The organism is Kitasatospora sp. NPDC059146, assembly GCF_042786665.1.
GTDB lineage: Bacteria > Actinomycetota > Actinomycetes > Streptomycetales > Streptomycetaceae > Kitasatospora.
Window position 1 is genome coordinate 38,753 of the sequence record NZ_JBHZCY010000022.1, and the last position, 16,724, is coordinate 55,476.

The 16,724-nt window shown below is 71.2% G+C and carries 15 protein-coding genes; 1 reads left to right on the top strand and 14 read right to left on the bottom strand.

The features are described 5' to 3' along the window. Positions 1 to 4: 4 nt before the first annotated feature. From cydB to ACFXPX_RS12820, 10 genes are all read right to left on the bottom strand, one after another. Entirely contained in the window at positions 5 to 1,042 is a 1,038-nt protein-coding gene (gene cydB, locus ACFXPX_RS12775; RefSeq protein WP_375895323.1) for a cytochrome d ubiquinol oxidase subunit II, read from the bottom strand. Positions 1,043 to 1,088: 46 nt separating this feature from the next. Beyond that, complete coding sequence (locus tag ACFXPX_RS12780; RefSeq protein ID WP_375895324.1) at positions 1,089 to 2,633, bottom strand: cytochrome ubiquinol oxidase subunit I; 1,545 nt, start codon at positions 2,631 to 2,633, stop codon at positions 1,089 to 1,091. A gap of 378 nt (positions 2,634 to 3,011) precedes the next feature. Next, positions 3,012 to 4,379 carry an oxygenase MpaB family protein gene (locus ACFXPX_RS12785; RefSeq protein ID WP_380640984.1) on the bottom strand — a complete coding sequence of 456 codons (1,368 nt, stop codon included), beginning with the start codon at positions 4,377 to 4,379 and terminating at the stop codon, positions 3,012 to 3,014. Further along, entirely contained in the window at positions 4,372 to 4,953 is a 582-nt protein-coding gene (locus ACFXPX_RS12790) for a Uma2 family endonuclease (protein WP_380526190.1), read from the bottom strand. Before ACFXPX_RS12790 ends, ACFXPX_RS12785 begins: the two co-directional genes overlap by 8 nt. A gap of 265 nt (positions 4,954 to 5,218) precedes the next feature. Next, entirely contained in the window at positions 5,219 to 6,148 is a 930-nt protein-coding gene (locus ACFXPX_RS12795) for an LAETG motif-containing sortase-dependent surface protein (protein ID WP_380640986.1), read from the bottom strand. Between the two features lie 185 nt (positions 6,149 to 6,333). Further along, positions 6,334 to 7,845 (bottom strand): sensor histidine kinase, encoded by a 1,512-nt coding sequence (locus tag ACFXPX_RS12800; protein WP_380526186.1) that lies wholly within the window; start codon positions 7,843 to 7,845, stop codon positions 6,334 to 6,336. An 11-nt stretch (positions 7,846 to 7,856) separates the two neighbouring features. Next, on the bottom strand, positions 7,857 to 8,645 hold the full coding sequence (locus tag ACFXPX_RS12805; protein ID WP_375895337.1) for a response regulator transcription factor: 789 nt from the start codon (positions 8,643 to 8,645) through the stop codon (positions 7,857 to 7,859). 269 nt (positions 8,646 to 8,914) lie between these two features. Continuing rightward, complete coding sequence (locus ACFXPX_RS12810) at positions 8,915 to 9,391, bottom strand: carboxymuconolactone decarboxylase family protein (RefSeq protein WP_375895897.1); 477 nt, start codon at positions 9,389 to 9,391, stop codon at positions 8,915 to 8,917. Between the two features lie 88 nt (positions 9,392 to 9,479). After that, a complete protein-coding gene (locus tag ACFXPX_RS12815) occupies positions 9,480 to 10,223 on the bottom strand; it encodes a helix-turn-helix domain-containing protein (RefSeq protein WP_375895900.1) in 744 nt (247 codons plus the stop codon). A 296-nt stretch (positions 10,224 to 10,519) separates the two neighbouring features. After that, positions 10,520 to 12,688, bottom strand: a complete 2,169-nt coding sequence (locus ACFXPX_RS12820; RefSeq protein ID WP_380640988.1) for an alkyl/aryl-sulfatase — start codon at positions 12,686 to 12,688, stop codon at positions 10,520 to 10,522. Positions 12,689 to 12,903: 215 nt separating this feature from the next. Here ACFXPX_RS12820 and ACFXPX_RS12825 point away from each other — a divergent pair, with 215 nt between their 5' ends. After that, positions 12,904 to 13,209 carry a hypothetical protein gene (locus tag ACFXPX_RS12825; protein WP_375891969.1) on the top strand — a complete coding sequence of 102 codons (306 nt, stop codon included), beginning with the start codon at positions 12,904 to 12,906 and terminating at the stop codon, positions 13,207 to 13,209. Between the two features lie 17 nt (positions 13,210 to 13,226). Here ACFXPX_RS12825 and ACFXPX_RS12830 read toward each other — a convergent pair whose 3' ends face one another. The 4 genes from ACFXPX_RS12830 to ACFXPX_RS12845 form a co-directional block, all read right to left on the bottom strand. Next, positions 13,227 to 13,712: a DUF3995 domain-containing protein gene (locus tag ACFXPX_RS12830; protein WP_380526177.1), complete on the bottom strand. Its 486-nt coding sequence runs from the start codon at positions 13,710 to 13,712 to the stop codon at positions 13,227 to 13,229. A 96-nt stretch (positions 13,713 to 13,808) separates the two neighbouring features. Then, on the bottom strand, positions 13,809 to 14,708 hold the full coding sequence (locus ACFXPX_RS12835; RefSeq protein ID WP_380640990.1) for a DUF1963 domain-containing protein: 900 nt from the start codon (positions 14,706 to 14,708) through the stop codon (positions 13,809 to 13,811). A gap of 82 nt (positions 14,709 to 14,790) precedes the next feature. Next, entirely contained in the window at positions 14,791 to 15,819 is a 1,029-nt protein-coding gene (locus ACFXPX_RS12840; RefSeq protein ID WP_380640992.1) for a methyltransferase domain-containing protein, read from the bottom strand. Further along, a complete protein-coding gene (locus tag ACFXPX_RS12845) occupies positions 15,816 to 16,616 on the bottom strand; it encodes an ATP-dependent carboxylate-amine ligase (protein ID WP_380640994.1) in 801 nt (266 codons plus the stop codon). The genes ACFXPX_RS12840 and ACFXPX_RS12845 overlap by 4 nt, the downstream gene beginning before the upstream one ends. Positions 16,617 to 16,724 lie beyond the last annotated feature (108 nt).

Consider the following 16,724-nt stretch of genomic DNA (forward strand, 5'->3'; position numbering starts at 1 on the left):
GGCGTCAGGCCCGGTCGGCCGGGGCGGCGGGCTGCTGACCGGCCTGGTGGCCGGGGATGTGCTGGACCCCGATCCGCTTGCGGAACACCCAGTAGGTCCAGCCCTGGTAGAGCAGCACCAGCGGGGTGAAGACGGCGGCCACGATGGTCATCAGCTTGAGCGTGTACGGCGAGGAGGCCGCGTTGGTGACGGTCAGGCTCCAGTCCGGGTTGAGCGTGGACGGCATGACGTTCGGGAAGAGCGCCAGGAAGAGCATCGCCACGGCGGCCACGATGGTCGCCCCGGAGAGGATGAACGCCCAGCCCTCGCGGCCGAGTTGGTTGGCCGCCAGGGCGCCGGCCAGGGCCAGCACCGCGACCACCAGGGCGGCCAGGCTGCGTCCGTTGCCGCTGTCCGCCTGGGTCCAGACCAGGAAGGCGAGGGCGAGGACGGCGGCGGCCAGGCCCGCGTACCGGGCGGCCCGGCGGGCCCGCTCACGGATCTCGCCGACGGTCTTGAGCGCCGCGAACACCGCGCCGTGGAAGGTGAACAGGGTGAGCGTCACCAGCCCGCCGAGCAGCGCGTACGGGTTGAGCAGGTCGGCGAGGCCGCCGACGTAGTTCTTCTGCGCGTCGATGTCCACGCCGCGGACGATGTTGGCGAAGGCCACGCCCCACAGGAAGGCCGGCAGGAGGGAGGTCCAGAAGATGGCCTCCTCCCAGTTGCGCTGCCACCGGGCGCCGTCCCGCTTGGCCCGGTACTCGAAGGCCACGCCGCGGACGATCAGGCAGACCAGGATGGCCAGCAGCGGGATGTAGAAGCCGCTGAACAGGGTCGCGTACCAGTCCGGGAAGGCGGCGAAGGTGGCGCCGCCGGCGGTCAGCAGCCAGACCTCGTTGCCGTCCCAGACCGGGCCGATGGTGTTGATCAGGACCCGCCGCTCGGCGGTGTCGCGGGCGAGCGGCTTGGTGAGGATGCCGATCCCGAAGTCGAAGCCCTCCAGGAAGAAGTAGCCGATCCACAGGACCGCGATCAGCACGAACCAGACGTCGTGGAGTTGCATGACCCTAGGTCTCCTTTCCGTGGGTCAGTACGGGTTCAGTACGGGTTCAGTAGGCGAAGGCGAGCGGCTTGTCGGCGTCCTCGTCCGCGGCCGGGCCGCGCAGCGACGGGTCCTTGGCCGGGGGCTGCTCGGTCACCACCGGGCCCGCCTTGGCGTACTTGACCAGCAGCCGGACCTCGACGACGGCGAGGATCGCGTACAGCGTGGTGAAGGTGGCCAGCGCGCCGATCTGGGTGCCGATGCCGACGTTCGGGGAGACGGCGCTCGCGGTGGTCATCAGGCCGAAGACGGCCCAGGGCTGACGGCCCATCTCGGTGAAGATCCAGCCGAAGCTGTTGGCGATCAGCGGGAAGCCCATGGTCAGGATGCCGATCCGCCAGCTCCACTTGGTGAGCAGCGGCCCCATCTCCTTGGACGGGGTGAGCATCAGCCGGGGCACCTCGGTGTCGCCGGTGCGGAACTCGGGGCGCAGCAGGAACTTCCGGCGGGTGGTCCAGAGTCCGATCAGGGCGGCGACGAAGGAGGTCATCCCGAAGCCGATCATGAAGCGGAAGCCCCAGTACGTCACGAAGACGCTCGGGATGTAGTCCTTGGGGTCGCCGCCGTGCGCGGCGGCCTCGGCGGCCGCGGTGTCGTTGATGCCGGGCACGGAGGAGCTGAAATCGCTGTGGGCGAGGAAGGAGAGTATCCCGGGGATCTCCAGCTCGACCGAGTTGTGGCCCTTGCTGACGTCGCCGACCGCGAAGATCGAGAACGGCGCGGGCGACTGGGTGTCCCACAGTGCCTCGGCGGCGGCCATCTTCATCGGCTGCTGCTCGAACATGACCTTGCCGAGGGTGTCACCGCTGAGCGCGGTGCCGGCGCCGAAGACCACGGCGAGGACCAGGCCGAGCCGCAGCGAGGTGCGCATCACGGCGGTCTTCTTCGGGTCGGCGCCCTCGGGCTTGCGCTTGGCCTTCCAGAGGTGGAAGGAGGAGATGCCGACCATGAAGGCGGCGCCGGTGAGGAAGGCGGCGGTCAGGGTGTGGAAGACGACGGTGAGGGTGGTGTTCTGGAACAGCACCGCGGCGATGTCGGTGAGCTGCGCCTTGCCGGTGGCCGGGTCGATCGCGTAGCCGACCGGGTGCTGCATCCAGGAGTTGGCGGCCAGGATGAAGTAGGCGGAGAGCACGGTGCCCAGCGCGACCATCCACATGCAGGCGCAGTGGATCTTCTTCGGCAGCTTGTCCCAGCCGAAGATCCACAGGCCGATGAAGGTGGACTCGAAGAAGAAGGCGATCAGCGCCTCCATCGCGAGCGGGGCGCCGAAGACGTCACCGACGAAGCGGGAGTAGTCGGACCAGTTCATGCCGAACTGGAATTCCTGGACGATTCCGGTGACGACGCCCATCGCGATGTTGATGAGGAAGAGCTTTCCCCAGAACTTCGTCGCGTGGAAGTACTTCTCCTTGTTCGTACGCACCCAGGCGGTCTCCAGCCCGGCCACGATCGCGGCCAGGCTGATGGTGAGCGGTACGAAGAGGAAGTGGTAGACGGTGGTGACTCCGAATTGCCATCGCGCGATCGTCTCGTGAGCGATTGCCAGTTCCACGTCGCCCTCTCTCCCAACCGGCCCTTTCTCAGGGCGTGTTCCGGACAAACTTCATCTATAGCCGTAGACCGCCGCACACCCGTGCAAGCTTGTCCGCTTGTGAACGTGAACACGTTCACAAGCACAGTATCCACCATCCTTACGGGGGAACCGCAGGTGGGGTGGGGTTGACATCCCTGTGCGGTGCGTCACGGTGTGTGCGGGCGGTGCGCACAGTCTGCGGACCGGCCGGGCCCGGGGCAACGAACGAGCGGGCGGACGGCGCGCCGCTCTTGGCCGAACCGGCGCTTGACAGCGGCACGCCCCGCTCGCGGTCGCGGGCGGGGCGTGCTAGGCGCCGAGCGCCTGCTCGGCTGTGGGCTTGTGGGCGGACCTCGGCTACGGACGGCCGAGGAGCTGGGCGCCCGAGGTCGAGTCGGCCCGGGCGGTGAAGAACTCGGTGAAGCCCCCCACGAACTCCTCCACCGTGATCCGCCCGTCCCCGTCCGTGTCCAACTGGCGGAAACCGTGCGACAGCTCGGCCGGGTGCACCCGCGGGCCGCCGAACACCGCGCGGTACTCGTCGAACTCCAGGAAGCCGCTGCCGTCGGTGTCGGCCGCGGTGAACACCGCCCGCAGAGCGGGCAGCAGCCCCTGCTCCAGGTACGCGTCGTCCCGGTCGCAGCCCGCCAGCGTCCCCGCCACGAACTCCTCCCGGCTCACCTCGCCGTTCCCGTCGGCGTCCATCGCCACCCGCAGCTGCTCCCACCACCCGTCGAAGGCCGCGTACACCCGGGCCTCCGCGGCCTCGTCCAACTCCAGCTGCCAGCACACGTTGTGGGCCATCGCCCGCAGGTCGTGCACGGTGATCACGCCGTCCCCGGTCTGGTCGAGCACCTCGCGGAAGAACCGGTCCACCCGGGAGCCGCGCGCGTCCCGGCGCTGCGGCCGCAGCCGGCGCGGCGGGGCCTGCTCCTCCGGGGCCCGGTAGCGCAGCCGCTCCGGGAGGCGCGGCACGACGATCCCGGCACCGCGGTGCAGCAGCACCGACAGCAGGGCACCCCGCCGGGTCCGGACCAGGCCGAACCGCTCCCGCACGGCCGGCGGCAGGTCCGCCACCGTCAACTCACGGACCAGCCGGGCGACCAGGGACCGGGTGACCCGCCACCCGGCGTCCCCGAGGAACCACAGCCGGCGCGGGCGGGGCGCCTCGTGCAGGATGTCGTCCAGGAGGTAGCGGGCGGCCTCGGTGAACTCCAGCTTCTCGGCGGCGTACCGGGCGAAGTACCCGGGCAGGTCGGCGGCGGTCTTCGGGAGCTCCTCCTCCGGCAGCTCGAAGGCCGCGATCGCCTCCCTGAACTCCGCGTACACCAGCTCCAGTTGGTCCGCGTCGTAGCCGTCCCCGCCGAGCCGCCGCATGGCCGCCACGCACTCGAACAGCGTCAGCAGCACCCACACCCTGGTCGCCGCGTCCCGGGCGTCGTACGCCTGGCCGTCCGGCATCGTGCCGCTGATCCGCTTGTGGGCGCGGTTCAGCCGGGCCACCTCCCGGCGCAGGGCGTCCGCGTCCGCGTAGAACAGCCGCCGGCCACTGCCCAGGGTGTGCTCGATCCGCCGCCACGGGTGTGCCCGGTAGGTGGAGTGCTCGTGCATCCCGGCGCCCACCACCGGATCCGCCGCCTGGAGGATCAGCAACCGCCAGGCGACGAGGGCGATCCGCCACTCGGAGAGGTCCCGCTTGAAGGAGACGGACGTCGGATCAACCACGGGGCTCTCCGGTGATCCCGGGGCCGATCACGAAGCCCTTGGCCGGGCCCTCGGGGATCACGGCCTCCTTGCCGTACGGGATCCGGGCCGCGTACTCGTACGCGCGGCGCTCACGATCCGGCCCGGTGAGGATGGTCACCACGCCGCCGTTCTCGTGATCGTCGATGATCACGTACACCGGGATGCCGGCACGGGCGTAGGCGCGGTGCTTGAGGACGTGGTCGCGCGTGCGGTTCTCAGAACCGGGCGAGACGGTCTCCACGACCAGCGCGACGCTGGAAGCCAGTACGCCCTTGCCCTCGGGATGCTCGACCGATTCGATGTCCTTCGGTGCGACGAACACGTCGGGGATCAAGACCTTGAGTCCGTCGATGACGTTGCAGTCGTTCCCGGGCCTCCATTCACTGCCACGCAGGTGGAGGAAGAGATCCTCCAAGACCCGGTTGTTCACATCGAAATGACGGCTGCTGCCCGTGGGTGACACCGCGAGGGTCTCCTCGATGATCTCCAGGCGATAGCCCTCAGGCAGTTCCGAGGACTTCCACACGTCCCAAAGCACCTGGTCCAGGTTCACGACGGCCACCTCAGCAACTAGCACGCTCACGAGACACCTCTTCTCCGGTCCAGTGTGATGAGCCTGCGCGATCTCGCACAAGCGACGGCAGCACGGTCGCACACGACCGGAGGGCTGATCGGGTGAATGGCCCGGGGTTCACCCGAACGGGGCGTTTGGGGTGCGGAAACGCGAAACCGCAGGGCAGGCCGGAAGGGGCCTGCCCTGCGGTGGCGGGGGTGCCGGGGTCCGCGTCCTCCTCCCGAGCGGGCGCGGACCGGGTGGGTCAGGAGGTGGGGCGGGCGCCCTTGCGGCGCGAGACGTAGAGGGCGGCGGCGCCGAGGCCGATGGCGGTGGCGGCGCCGAGGGCGAGGTACGGGGTGGCCGGGTTGGAGCCGGTCTCGGCGAGCTCGGCGGCCGAACCGGTGGTCGCTGTGGTGGTCGCGGTGGTGGTCGCGGCGGCGGCCTTGGTGTCGGTGGAGCTCGAAGTCTTCACCGTAGTGGTCGACTTGTCGGTGACCGGGGTGACGGTGCCGGGCTGCTGGGCGCCCTGGTCGGCGGGCTTGTCGGCCGGCTTCTCGGCGGGCTTGTCCGCCGGCTTCTCGACCGGCTTCTCGGCGGGCTTCTCCGCCGCGGCCTTGGCGTCGGCGAGGGCCTTGTCGGCGGTGTTCTTCACGGCGAGAGCGGTCTCGACCGCCTTGTTGGCGGCGTTGATCTTGCGGTAGAGGTCGACCTTGGCGTCGTCCGCCGCCGTGCCGGTGGCCGCGGCGGCCGCCTGGGCCTTCTTCTCGGCGGCGATGGCGGCGTTGGCCTTGTCCATCGCCTTCAGCAGGTCCTGCCGGGCCTTCTCGCGCTCGGCGTCCGACGCCTTGTCGTAGACGGACATGGCCTGGTGGAGCTCGTCCTCGGCGGCGGTCCGGGCCTCGGTGGCCTTCTTGGCGGCGGCCTGGGCCTCGCGGTGCTTGGCGAGGTAGGGCTCCGGGTCGAAGGCTTCGAGCTTGGCCGCGATGTCGGCCTGCTCGGTCTTGGCCTTCTGGTAGGCCTTGGCCGCGTCGGCGGCGGCCTTCTCCAGGGCGGCGATCGAGCCGGTGTCGTTCTGGGTCGGGGCCGCCGGAGCCGACTCCGCGAAGGCGGGTGCCGCGGGGAGGACGGCGGCGGGCGAGAGCACGGCGGCGACGAGGGCGGCCGAGACCAGCGTACGGCGGAGTTTCACCATGACCCCTTTCGGGTCGAAAAGGAAAGCACATGCCCTTGCCGGGGCGCCTTCTGACGCTCCGGCAGTGCCGATCATAGGCATACGGATTCTTTGCTCTCCATGCCGGTTTCCGGCAATGGGAGGGACGCCGTAATTGCCCGGTCCGCAGCGGAATTGACGAGTCGACAAAGACGGTCGACAAGGGCTCAGGAAACCCGGTCGCCATTCGTGGGCAGTTCGACCCGGAACGTAGCGCCGGCGCCCGGGGCGGTGTCCAGGGTGAGGGTGCCGCCGTGGGCGCGGGTGAGGGCGGTGGCGATGGCGAGGCCGAGTCCGCCGCCGCCGCCGTTGTCGCGGCTGCGGGAGGCGTCGACCCGGTAGAAGCGGTCGAAGACCCGCTGGGCCTGCTCCTCGGTGAGGCCCGGCCCGGTGTCGGCGACCTCCAGCAGGCAGACCCCGTCGGGCCCGCCGCCGACCCCGATCCGCACCGGGGTGCCGGGCGGGGTGTGCTTGACGGCGTTGCCGACCAGGTTGGTGACCACCTGCCGCAGCCGCGCCTCGTCGCCGAGGACGGGCGCCGCTCCGGGCGCGCCGGTGCCGGCCGGGCCGGTGAGGGCGACCGGGCGGCTGGGGTCGAGCGCGGTGAGGTCGTGCAGGGCGTCGGCGGCGAGGGTGCGCAGGTCCATCGGGGCGAGGTCGAGCGGGCGTTCCTCGTCGAGCCGGGCGAGCACCAGCAGGTCCTCGACCAGGGTGCCCATCCGGACGGCCTCGCTCTCGATCCGGCTCATGGTCCGGGTGACGTCCGCCCCGGTGGGCAGCGCGCCCATCCGGTACAGCTCGGCGAAGCCGCGGATGCCGGCCAGCGGGGTGCGCAGTTCGTGCGAGGCGTCGGCGACGAAGCGCCGCATCCGGGCCTCGGACTCGGCGCGGGCCGCGAAGGCCGCCTCGATCTGGGTGAGCATGCCGTTGAGCGCGACGGACAGCCGTCCGACCTCGGTGCCGGGGGAGAGTTCCGGCATCCGGTGCGAGAGTTCGCCGGCCGCGATCCGCGCGGCGCCCTCCTCGATCCGCCGCAGCGGCCGCAGTCCGGCCCGGACGGCGAAGAAGCCGAGCGCGGCGATGAGCAGCAGGACGCCGCCGCCGATGGCCAGGAAGGAGGTGCTCAGCCGGCCGACGGTGGTGTCGATGTCCTCGCGGGAGACGGCGACCATGACGTAGGTCGGGGTGCTGACCGGGGAGGCGAACACGCCGGGCCCGGGGGTCGGCGTGCGCGGGGCCTGGATCGGCAGCACCAGGACCCGCCAGCTGTGGTGGCCGCGCTGGTCGGGCAGGTCGAAGGGGGTGTCGGGGGCGGTCTGGGTCGGGTCCAGGCCGCCGAGTTGGGGAGCCGGGTCGGTGTCCGAGACGGGCTGGCGGAGCGAGGTCTGGACCTTGCCGTCCGCGGACAGCCACTGCACCAGGTACTGGCTGGGCAGGCTGATCCGGCGCCCCGAGACGACCGGCTTGCTGCTGCCCGGGGTACTCACCTGCATCGGCGCCTTGCGGGACAACGGCACGCCGTAGCGCTGGAGTTGCTCGTCCAGCTGCTCCACCAGCTGGGCCCGCACGGCGCCCAGCACGAAGGTGTCGCTGACCGCGAGCCCGGTGGTCACCAGCACGAGGGCGAGGACCAGGAGCCGGGCGCGCAGCGACAGCCGGGAGGTGAAGCGGGTGAACACGGGCCGGCCCGTCAGCCCTGCGGGGGGCGGCGCAGCGCGTAGCCGATGCCGCGCACGGTGTGGATCAGCTTGGGGCCGTGCGCCGGGCCGGAGTCGAGCTTGCGGCGCAGGTAGGAGATGTACGACTCGACGATGGAGAGGTCGCCGCCGAAGTCGTAGGCCCAGACGTGGTCGAGGATCTGCGCCTTGGACACCACCCGGCCGACGTTGGCCATCAGGTAGTGCAGCAGCTTGAACTCGGTCGGGGAGAGCGCGACCGGGGTGCCGGCCCTGGTCACCTCGTGGGCGACCGGGTCGAGGCTGAGGTCGGCCACCAGCAGGCGCCCGTCCTCGGCGGGGCCGCCGGCCCGGCGCAGGATCGCCCGGATCCGGGCGATCAGCTCCTCCAGGCTGAACGGCTTGGTGACGTAGTCGTCCGCGCCCGCGGCCAGGCCCTGCACCTTGTCGCCGACGCCGTCCTTGGCGGTGAGGAACAGCACCGGCAGGTGGTCGCCCGGGTGTCCGTGCGCGGGCCCGGCTATCTGGCCCCGGTTGGTGCGCTCGCGCAGCTTCTCGACGACGGTGAAGCCGTCGAGGTCGGGCAGCATCACGTCGAGGACCACCAGGTCCGGACGTTCGACGGCGATCAGTTCCAGCGCTTCCGTCCCGCTCGCGGCGGAGGCGACCCGGAATCCGGAGAAGCGCAGCGAGGCTGCGAGCAGTTCGCGGATGTTCGGCTCGTCGTCCACGACGAGGAGGAAGGCCTCGCCCTGGCCCCCGGCCACGGCGGGGCCGCCCGGTGTGGTGACAGTGCCTTGCACGGGGGTTCCGCCTCCCGGTCGGACGATGACGTTCAGCATGAGGCTAGCCCCCGGAGGCTATGCGGCATGGATGAATGTTGGATTAACACCTTAACGGTCGGTTTTGCGGTGACAAGCCCCCTGGGGTGGGGCTCGGTGGTGTGCGCACGGGCCGGTCACGCCCCCACCCGCCCGCGGCGGCCGCGGACGGCGGCGGGCGGCGGCGAACCGCGGCGGGCGGCGGCGGGCGGTCGGACGGGGTGCCGCCCGACCGCGCACACACTCTCGGCTCAGTGCTGGGCGAACTGGCCCGGCCGGTAGTCCCCGGCGGGCTGGCGGATCATGACGTTGCCCCGGTTGAAGGCGTTGATCAGCGCGATGACGCAGACCAGCGCCGCGAGCTGCTCCTCGTCGTAGTGCTTCGCCGCGTTCGCCCATGCCTCGTCCGTCACCCCGCCCCCGTCGGCGAGCCGGCTGCCCTGCTCGGCCAGCTCCAGGGCGGCCCGCTCGGCGTCGGTGAAGACGGTGGCCTCGCGCCAGACCGCCACCAGGTTCAGCCTGGTCGCCTCCTCCCCCGCGTGCACGGCGTCCTTGAAGTGCATGTCGACGCAGAACCCGCAGCCGTTGATCTGGCTGGCCCGCAGCCGCACCAGCTCCTGGGTCGCGTACGGCAGCGTCGAGTCGGCGATCGGCTGGTTCGCGGCGATCAGGTGCTTGTAGACCTTGGTCATGACCGGGTTGGCGAAGGGGTTCAGTCGGGCTTCCACGGTGTGCTCCCTCGGGTTCGGCACTTCCTTGTCGTTCTCTTGGACAAGGTGGCCGGGCGCCGTGTGACACGCCTGACGGTGACCCCCGTCACACCTCCGCGCCCTCCGCGTCCTCCCCGCCCAGCGGCTTCGCGTGCAGCACCTCGCGGCCCTGTTCGGCGGCGCGGGCGATCGACTCGGAGACGAAGTCCAGGAAGCGGGCGATGTTCTCCAGCCGGTTGCCCGCCGGGGTCCCGCCGCCGAGGATGCCGACGCCCTGCCGGGCGGTGTCGACGAGCTGGGCGGTGGCCTGGGCGCTGACCATCATCGAGCGGTACCAGATGTCGTCGTCCACGAAGTAGCGCTCGCGGCGCCGCTCGTCGCGCTCCCGGGTCACCATGCCCTGGCTCTCCAGGAAGGCGATCGACTTGGAGATGGTCGCCGGGCTGACCTGGAGGCGCTCGACCAGCTCGGCGGCGGTGAGGCTGCCCGCGTCGGTGAGGTAGAGGCAGGCCAGCACCCGGGACATCATCCGGGGCATGCCGGACTGCATCAGGACGGCGGTGAACACCTCCTCGTACGCGTGCACCGCCTCGGCGTCCCGGCCGTGCGGCTGCGGGGTGGCGCCCGGCCCCTGGGGCGCGGACTGCCGCCGGCGCTGGGCGCGGTGTCCGGTGGCGCGGTGGGCGAGGTCGGCGCGGTAGGTGGCGGGGCCGCCGTTGCGCATCACCTCGCGGGTGACGGTCGAGGTCGGCCGGTCGAGGCGCCTGGCGATCTCCGCGTACGCGAGGTCGTCGGCCAGTCCCAGCGCGATCTGCTGGCGTTCCTGCTGGGTGAGCCTGCCGCCCGGCATCGCGGCCTCCTTCGGGATCGATGGTCTCTGCGCTCTCCGTCCACGATAGCGTCCACCGTCAATCCATTGCAACGAAAGGCGGCCCGGGCTCGTTGCATTCCCCGCAGGTCTCTGGCGCTGATCCCTGGCAACCTACCTGCGAAAATAGGATTCTCTTGCCGCGATGCGATGAGCAGAACGATGAACGCAACGTAGCTTTTCCTACGTCAGAAACCAAGGGGCCAAGAGTGGTCCCGCAGCGCCGGCGTCCGGGGCCCGGGGGGGGGCGCGGGGGCCCCCCACGCCGTATCACCGCGTCACGGGGTGACGATCGGGAACTTCGGGTCCGGCAGGGTCAGCGTGCCGAAGACGCTGTCCGCCGCCTGCTGGGCGTACGTGCCGGCCAGCGTGATCCTCCCGTCCTGCACCGCCCGGTCGAAGTTCCGCTGGAAACCGGGGGTTTCGGCGATGTCGTCGAGCGTCCGGCGGGTGAGCGTGATGGTGGCGTCCGGGACCTCGACGAAGCGGTCGCCGCCCGGCACGAAGACCAGCACGCCGTTGCGCAAGGTCGTGGTGCAGCGGTCGCCGGTGTCGGTGAACTCCCAGTTGAGCGCGATCGGCACGCGGTGCTGCTCGGCGGCCGTCGGCCCGTCCACGCTGCGGGCGAGCGCCGAGAAGAACTGGTCCAGGGTGGTGCTGCGGATCAGGTCGGCGGAGGACTGGCTGGTGATCAGCGGCTGCGGGCCGTGGACGACCTCCTGGGCGCCGGTCAGGTAGGCATTGCGCCAGGTGCCGTTCTCGGCGCCGTAGCCGAGCTGGGTGAACACCTTCGCCTGGAGCTCCTTGGCCTGCTGGAGCACGTCCGCGGGGACCGGCGTGCCGGCCGTACCGGTCGTGCCGGTCGTGCCGGTCGTGCCGGTCGTGGCGGCGGCGCCGAAGACGACGTGGTTGAGGAGTTCGGCGGCCCAGCGGAAGCCGTCCGGGGTGTCGGTGTCGTAGGCCTGCCGGGCCTGGGTAACGACGGCCTCCGCGCCGCCCATCGCCTGCACGTAGTTGGCGCCCGCCTGCACCGGCGGCAGCGTCCACAGGTGCGCCGGGTTGGCGTCGTACCAGCCCATGTACCGCTGGTAGACCGCCTTGAGGTTGTGGCTCACCGAGCCGTAGTAACCCCGGTTGTACCAGTGGTCGTCGAGGCCGGGCGGGAGGGTCGCCAGCTCCTCGGCGATCTCGGTGCCGGTCTGCCCCGCGTTGATCAGGCGCAGCGTCTGGTCGTTGAGGTAGCCGTACATGTCGCGCTGCTTGTTGAGGAATTCGAGGATGCGGGCGTTGCTCACCTTCTCGCCCGGCCCCTCCTGCTCCACCTCGGCCCACACCGGCCAGTGGTGCGAGGCGAACAGGACGTCCGTCTCCTTGCCGAAGGTCTGGATCGACTCGGTGAGGTACTTCGACCAGGCGTGGGCGTCCCGCACCTGCGCGCCGCGCAGGCTGAGGATGTTGTGCATGGTGTGGGTGGCGTTCTCGGCGATGCACAGGGTGCGGGCGTCCGGGAAGTAGATGTTCATCTCCGCCGGGGCCTCGGTGCCCGGGGTGAGCTGGAACAGCATCTGCACGCCGGCCAGGGCGAACTCGTACAGGCCCGGACGCCACGGGATGACGTAGCCGTCCCGCCAGCTCTGCTCCGGCACCGCCGGGTGGGCCGGTCCGCCGATGTACTCGGTCGGCGGGACCAGCGTCACCTCGCCGGTGGAGATGGTCAGACCGAGGCCCGAACCGACCTGCCCCGTCGGGCCCTTGTCCAGCTGCGCCGCATACATGTACTGCGCGCGCCGGGCCATCGCGGGGCCGGCGTAGATGTTCTCGCTGACGGCGTGTTCGAGGAAGCCCTCCGGCGCGACGACGGGCACGCCGGGCTCCAACGGGTCGCCGAGCTCGTGGAACAGGCCGCGGGAGCCGCCGAAGTGGTCGACGTGGCAGTGGGTGTAGACGATGCCCTTGACCGGCCGCTGCTCCTTGCTGAGCTCCGTCTTGTCCCGGAACAGCCGGAGCGCGGCCTGCGCGGTCTCGTAGCAGGCCAGCGGGTCGATGACGACCAGGCCGGCGTCGCTCTCGACGATCGTCATGTTGGACAGGTCGTAGCCGCGCACCTGGTAGATCCGGTACTCGCGACAGCTGGTGACCTGGAACAGGCCTGCGATCGCCGTCAGTTCGCCTTGGCGGTGGAGGCTGCCGTTGACCGTCGGGAACCCGGAACGGTTGTCGGGGTCGAGGAACTCGTAGGCGGTGAAGTCCCAGACCACCTTCTCCCGGTCCTTGCGGGAGACGATGACGGGCACGTCCGGCGGGGCGATCAGGAACCGGCTCGCGTCGGCGAAGTCCCGGCCGTCCTTCTCGTCGGCGGCCGTGGCCGCCTCCGCGGCCCGCCGGTTCGCCGCCGCGACGGCGGGGGTCGGCCCGATGGGCTCGGCGTACTCGGGCGTTCCAGGCATGGCGAAGCCACCTCCACGTCGTTGTGCGGGAGCCGCGATGCGGCGGAGGTGGTCACGCTACGAACACGTCCGGTCACCCACAAGGGGCGATCGCGCCAAGGCGCGGGGCCGAAGAGGCCGAATGACGACGTTTGGTGGGTGGGCGAAGCGTCCGACCACGGCGGGGACGGGGAACCCCCTGCGCTCGCACCGTCCGGCCCGGGCAGGATGGGCCGATGAGCGATGAACAGTTGCGGGTTTCCCTCGATCAGGTGCGCGATTCGTTCGAGGTGCTGATGCGGCACCTGGAGGCGCACGGGGCGGGCGGTGAGGCCGCCCTGCCGAACGACCTCTTCTGGACCGTGCCACCGCCCGAGCTGTACGACATGACCGCGAAGCCCGACGTGCTGACGATCGGACAGGTGTCGGAGTCCTGGGCGCAACTCCAGGCCCTGCTGGCCGACCCGGACCGCGCCATCGGCCACCACCTGGTGTGGCTCGCCGACGTCCTGCGCGCCATCGGCCTGGAGCACCCGGCGTAGCCCCTCAGCCTCGGCCCTCAGCTCCGGCGGGGGCGGCGGCGGGCGAGGGTGGCGAGGCCGAACAGCAGCCCGCCGGCCAGGAAGAAGGGCTCGTAGAGCAGCGTCGCGAACCGTCCCATCGCGTCGAAGTCGCCCGTCGTCCGGGAGCCGGTGGCCAGCGCGAACCAGTCCGGCACGGACGGCAGCGAGTGCACCAGCAGGACGGCGGTGATGCCCCACAGCGCGACGCCGAGCAGCTTGGCGGGCAGCCGCCCGCCCCACGGCCGGACGATCGCCAGCGCGAGCACCGCCGCCACGGCACACCCCGGGATCGCGAGGATGTCGATGATCAGCAGCGGGGTGTTCCCGGTGACGGACAGCCCGTCCGGGAGGCCGATCCGGCCACCGAACAGCCAGTAGAGGTGGACGAGCGAGAACGCGCCGGCCCACACGGCGGCGGCGTACGCGGCGGAGGCTGCGTGGACGGCGGGGGCGGCGGCGGGGCGAAGGAGGGTCGTCTTCATGCCTCCACCGTCCCGCCGTGACGACGGTCGGCGGATCGTCCCGGCGGCCCGGCCCCCTCCCCCGCCCAGGGGAGGGGGCCGCACCCCGCTCGTCCGTCAGGAGCAGTCGAAGCGGTGCGCGAGGGGCCGGTCCGGGCAGTCCGGGCACTCGAACAGGTAGACGCCGCCCATGTCGCCGATCGTGAGGTCCGGCGGACACTGGACCAGCTTCCGCTCCTCGTACGGGAGGTCCCAGATCTCGCCCTCCGCCGGGGTGTCCTCAACGGCCAGCCAGGTACGCCAGCCCTCACCGTCGAACTCGCGGCTGTTGACGGTCAGCAGGTGCCGCATGGTGCGGTCGCAGGACGGGCAGTCGGGCCAGTCCGGTTCCTGCGTCCAGGTCGGATAGCCGCCGACCTTGATCCCGCTGGACACCGAGAGGTGGTACCAGTACGACCAGCCGGTCTCCTCCTCCACCTGCTCGAACCTGGCCCTCAGCGCGTCGGCGACCTCGTCCGGCAGGTCCCAGTTCGGGTAGTCGGTGACGACCTCCGGGTGCAGGACGCACGGATCCGGCAGGTAGTCGTCGTCCGCACCGTCCGGGCGGGAGGGCGCCACCGGTGCGAGGTCCGGGCAGGCACTGTCCCACCGGAACACCTCCGGGCGGGGCACGAAGTCCGGATCGTGCTCCAAGGGGCACCACAGCAACTGCAGCAGGTCGGTGCCGGGCGGCAGTTCGAGCCCGGGCAGATCAGCGGCGAACAACTGCAGGACGGGCACCAGCGGGACCGGGCCCTCCGTGGTCCTCGGCGGGGAGTACGCCGTCCGCGGATGCTCGTCCGCGCAGTGCGGCCACGGCTCGGAGGACGGCCACAGCACCGGCCCGCCCATCGAACTCTCCCGGGGCCCCGGCTCGCCGGGCCGCGGATGCAGCCGGGTGGCCGACTTCCGGAACGCGGCCACCTCGGGGAACAGCGCCTCCACGTCGAGCGGACGCGGCGGGGTCGTACGAGCCATCGAACGGCCTGTCTACGGGGGAACAAAGATCCACCCGTGTCTACCGCCGCCCCTCACCCGACGCAAGGGCCACCTGCCGCGCTCAGAGCACCCAGCGGAACGACGTCCCGTCCGGGGCCGCGTAACTCACCACGTGGCCGTCCGGTCCGGCTTCGATGGTGAACCACTCACGCCGGGGGCGGTTCTGGTCGAGCCAGCTCCGGTGCGCGGCCTCAACGGTCTCCCGGAAGTCGCGGGAGCCTCCGAGATGGAGTCCCACCCAGAAGGAGAACCCGGGGTCGTCCAAGGCGGGGAAGCTGATACCCGTGGGCCGCTCCCTCTCCCACTCCGGCGCCTCCGGGCCCGGGCCGGCCCCGGAACGCAGCGGCATGAAAGCGGCCGGGCGGTGCAGGAACCGCCCGACCGCCCGCCCGTCCGACAGCTTGGTCAGCCGGGCCACCGCGCCCCTGATCGGGGCGACGATGAGGCCGCCCGGCGCGCACTGGTCCAGCCAGGCCCGGGGGAGCCGCTGGATGCCGCAGGTGGCGATGATCCGGTCGTAAGGGGCTCCGGCCGGATGCCCGTCCGCGCCATCGGCCCGGAGGACGGTGGGTTCGAAGCCCACGGCACACAGCCGCGCCCGGGCGGTGGCCACCAGTCGCTCCGTACGATCGATCGTCGTCACCTGGGCCCCGCCCGCGAGGTGGCAGAGCAGAGCGGTGTTGTAGCCCGTGCCCGTCCCGACCTCCAACACCCTGTCCCCGGGCCGGACATCCAGTGCGTCGAGCATGTCCGCCATCAGGCTCGGCAACGTGGACGAGGAGGTCGGCACCCCGCGTTGCCCGTTCGGCGACCCGGCTTCCGCGTGCACCTCGTCGACCTCGGTCACCAGGACCTGATCCGTGTACACCTCCCGCAACCACCCTTCATCCGCCGGTTCCCCTGCCCACCACGGCCGGTGAAGGCCGTTGGGATCCTCCCGGTAGAACACCGGAACGAACGGATGCCGGTCCACATTGAGGAACGCCTCGACCACCCGCGACGGCAGCGCCACGCTCCGCCTGTCGATCTCCGACGCCAAGGCGACACGCGCTCGGAGGAGTTGCCCATCGGAGTAGCGGACGGTCGTCATGCCTCGTCGCTCCCTTCCAGGTAGTCACAGATGGCGGCCGTGATCGGAAGACCGGTCTCCTGCTCGATGAACCCGTACTGCCCGTTGGGGTTCACTTCAAGGAACGTCCACTCGCCCGAGGGCGACACGACGAAGTCGAATGCCCCGTAGGGGAGCTCGAGTTGGTCCAGCATCCGGCGAGTCCCCTGTGCCACGGCGGCCGGCGGATCACAGACGCGGTAGGTCAGATTGTCGTAGTCGCTGCGCCAATCGACCTTCGAGGATGCCGAGTTCGCATGGATCTCGGCGGCGAAGAGTTGTCCGTCGATGGCGGTGAGCCGCACCTCGTAGGCCTTCGGCACCCACTCCTGGAACAGGTGCGCCGTGGTGGCGACCGATGGGTCGTCGACGTCGTCGGCCGCCACCACGCTCGCGTAGACGGCGACCGACCTGCCGTCGAGCGTCCCGCGGATCGGCGCGAAGGGCTTGTAGACCAGCGGAGTTCCGACTCCAGCCGCGAAGCCCCGTGCGGCACCCTGACTATTGGTGATCAGCGTCCTCGGAACACGCAGCCCTGATTCGGCCGCCACCCTGAGCTGGAGCGGCTTGTACTCAGCGTCGGCCGCACGCCCGGGTGGCGGCAGCCAGCGGCAGGGCAGCGCGGACAACAGCCCGCCGAATCCCCGTCGCGCTTCGGCAGATGCCACGCTGCGGGCTTCGGCGGACATGCACTCCGGGAACTCCGGTGCGGTCGGGCGCCGGTAGTAGACCGACCGCACCGACGACAGGTCGATCGCGCGTCGCTCCGTCGCCAGCATCCCGCCCCAACCGGCCGCCCCCTCGGGGTTTGGCCCCCGCGGCCAACCCCCCGGGCAACACCCCCGGGGCCCCCCCGAAAACGGGGTGCCCCCCCCGGGGCAGAACAA

Bases quoted from the DNA above. Each gene is read 5' to 3' on its own strand.
- ACFXPX_RS12825 (WP_375891969.1), top strand. From the start codon at position 12,904: ATGAGCGATGAACAGTTGCGGGTTTCCCTCGATCAGGTGCGCGATTCG.
- cydB (WP_375895323.1), bottom strand. From the start codon at position 1,042: ATGCAACTCCACGACGTCTGGTTCGTGCTGATCGCGGTCCTGTGGATC.
- ACFXPX_RS12830 (WP_380526177.1), bottom strand. From the start codon at position 13,712: ATGAAGACGACCCTCCTTCGCCCCGCCGCCGCCCCCGCCGTCCACGCA.
- ACFXPX_RS12795 (WP_380640986.1), bottom strand. From the start codon at position 6,148: ATGGTGAAACTCCGCCGTACGCTGGTCTCGGCCGCCCTCGTCGCCGCC.
- ACFXPX_RS12820 (WP_380640988.1), bottom strand. From the start codon at position 12,688: ATGCCTGGAACGCCCGAGTACGCCGAGCCCATCGGGCCGACCCCCGCC.
- ACFXPX_RS12840 (WP_380640992.1), bottom strand. From the start codon at position 15,819: ATGACGACCGTCCGCTACTCCGATGGGCAACTCCTCCGAGCGCGTGTC.
- ACFXPX_RS12815 (WP_375895900.1), bottom strand. From the start codon at position 10,223: ATGCCGGGCGGCAGGCTCACCCAGCAGGAACGCCAGCAGATCGCGCTG.
- ACFXPX_RS12835 (WP_380640990.1), bottom strand. From the start codon at position 14,708: ATGGCTCGTACGACCCCGCCGCGTCCGCTCGACGTGGAGGCGCTGTTC.
- ACFXPX_RS12845 (WP_380640994.1), bottom strand. From the start codon at position 16,616: ATGCTGGCGACGGAGCGACGCGCGATCGACCTGTCGTCGGTGCGGTCG.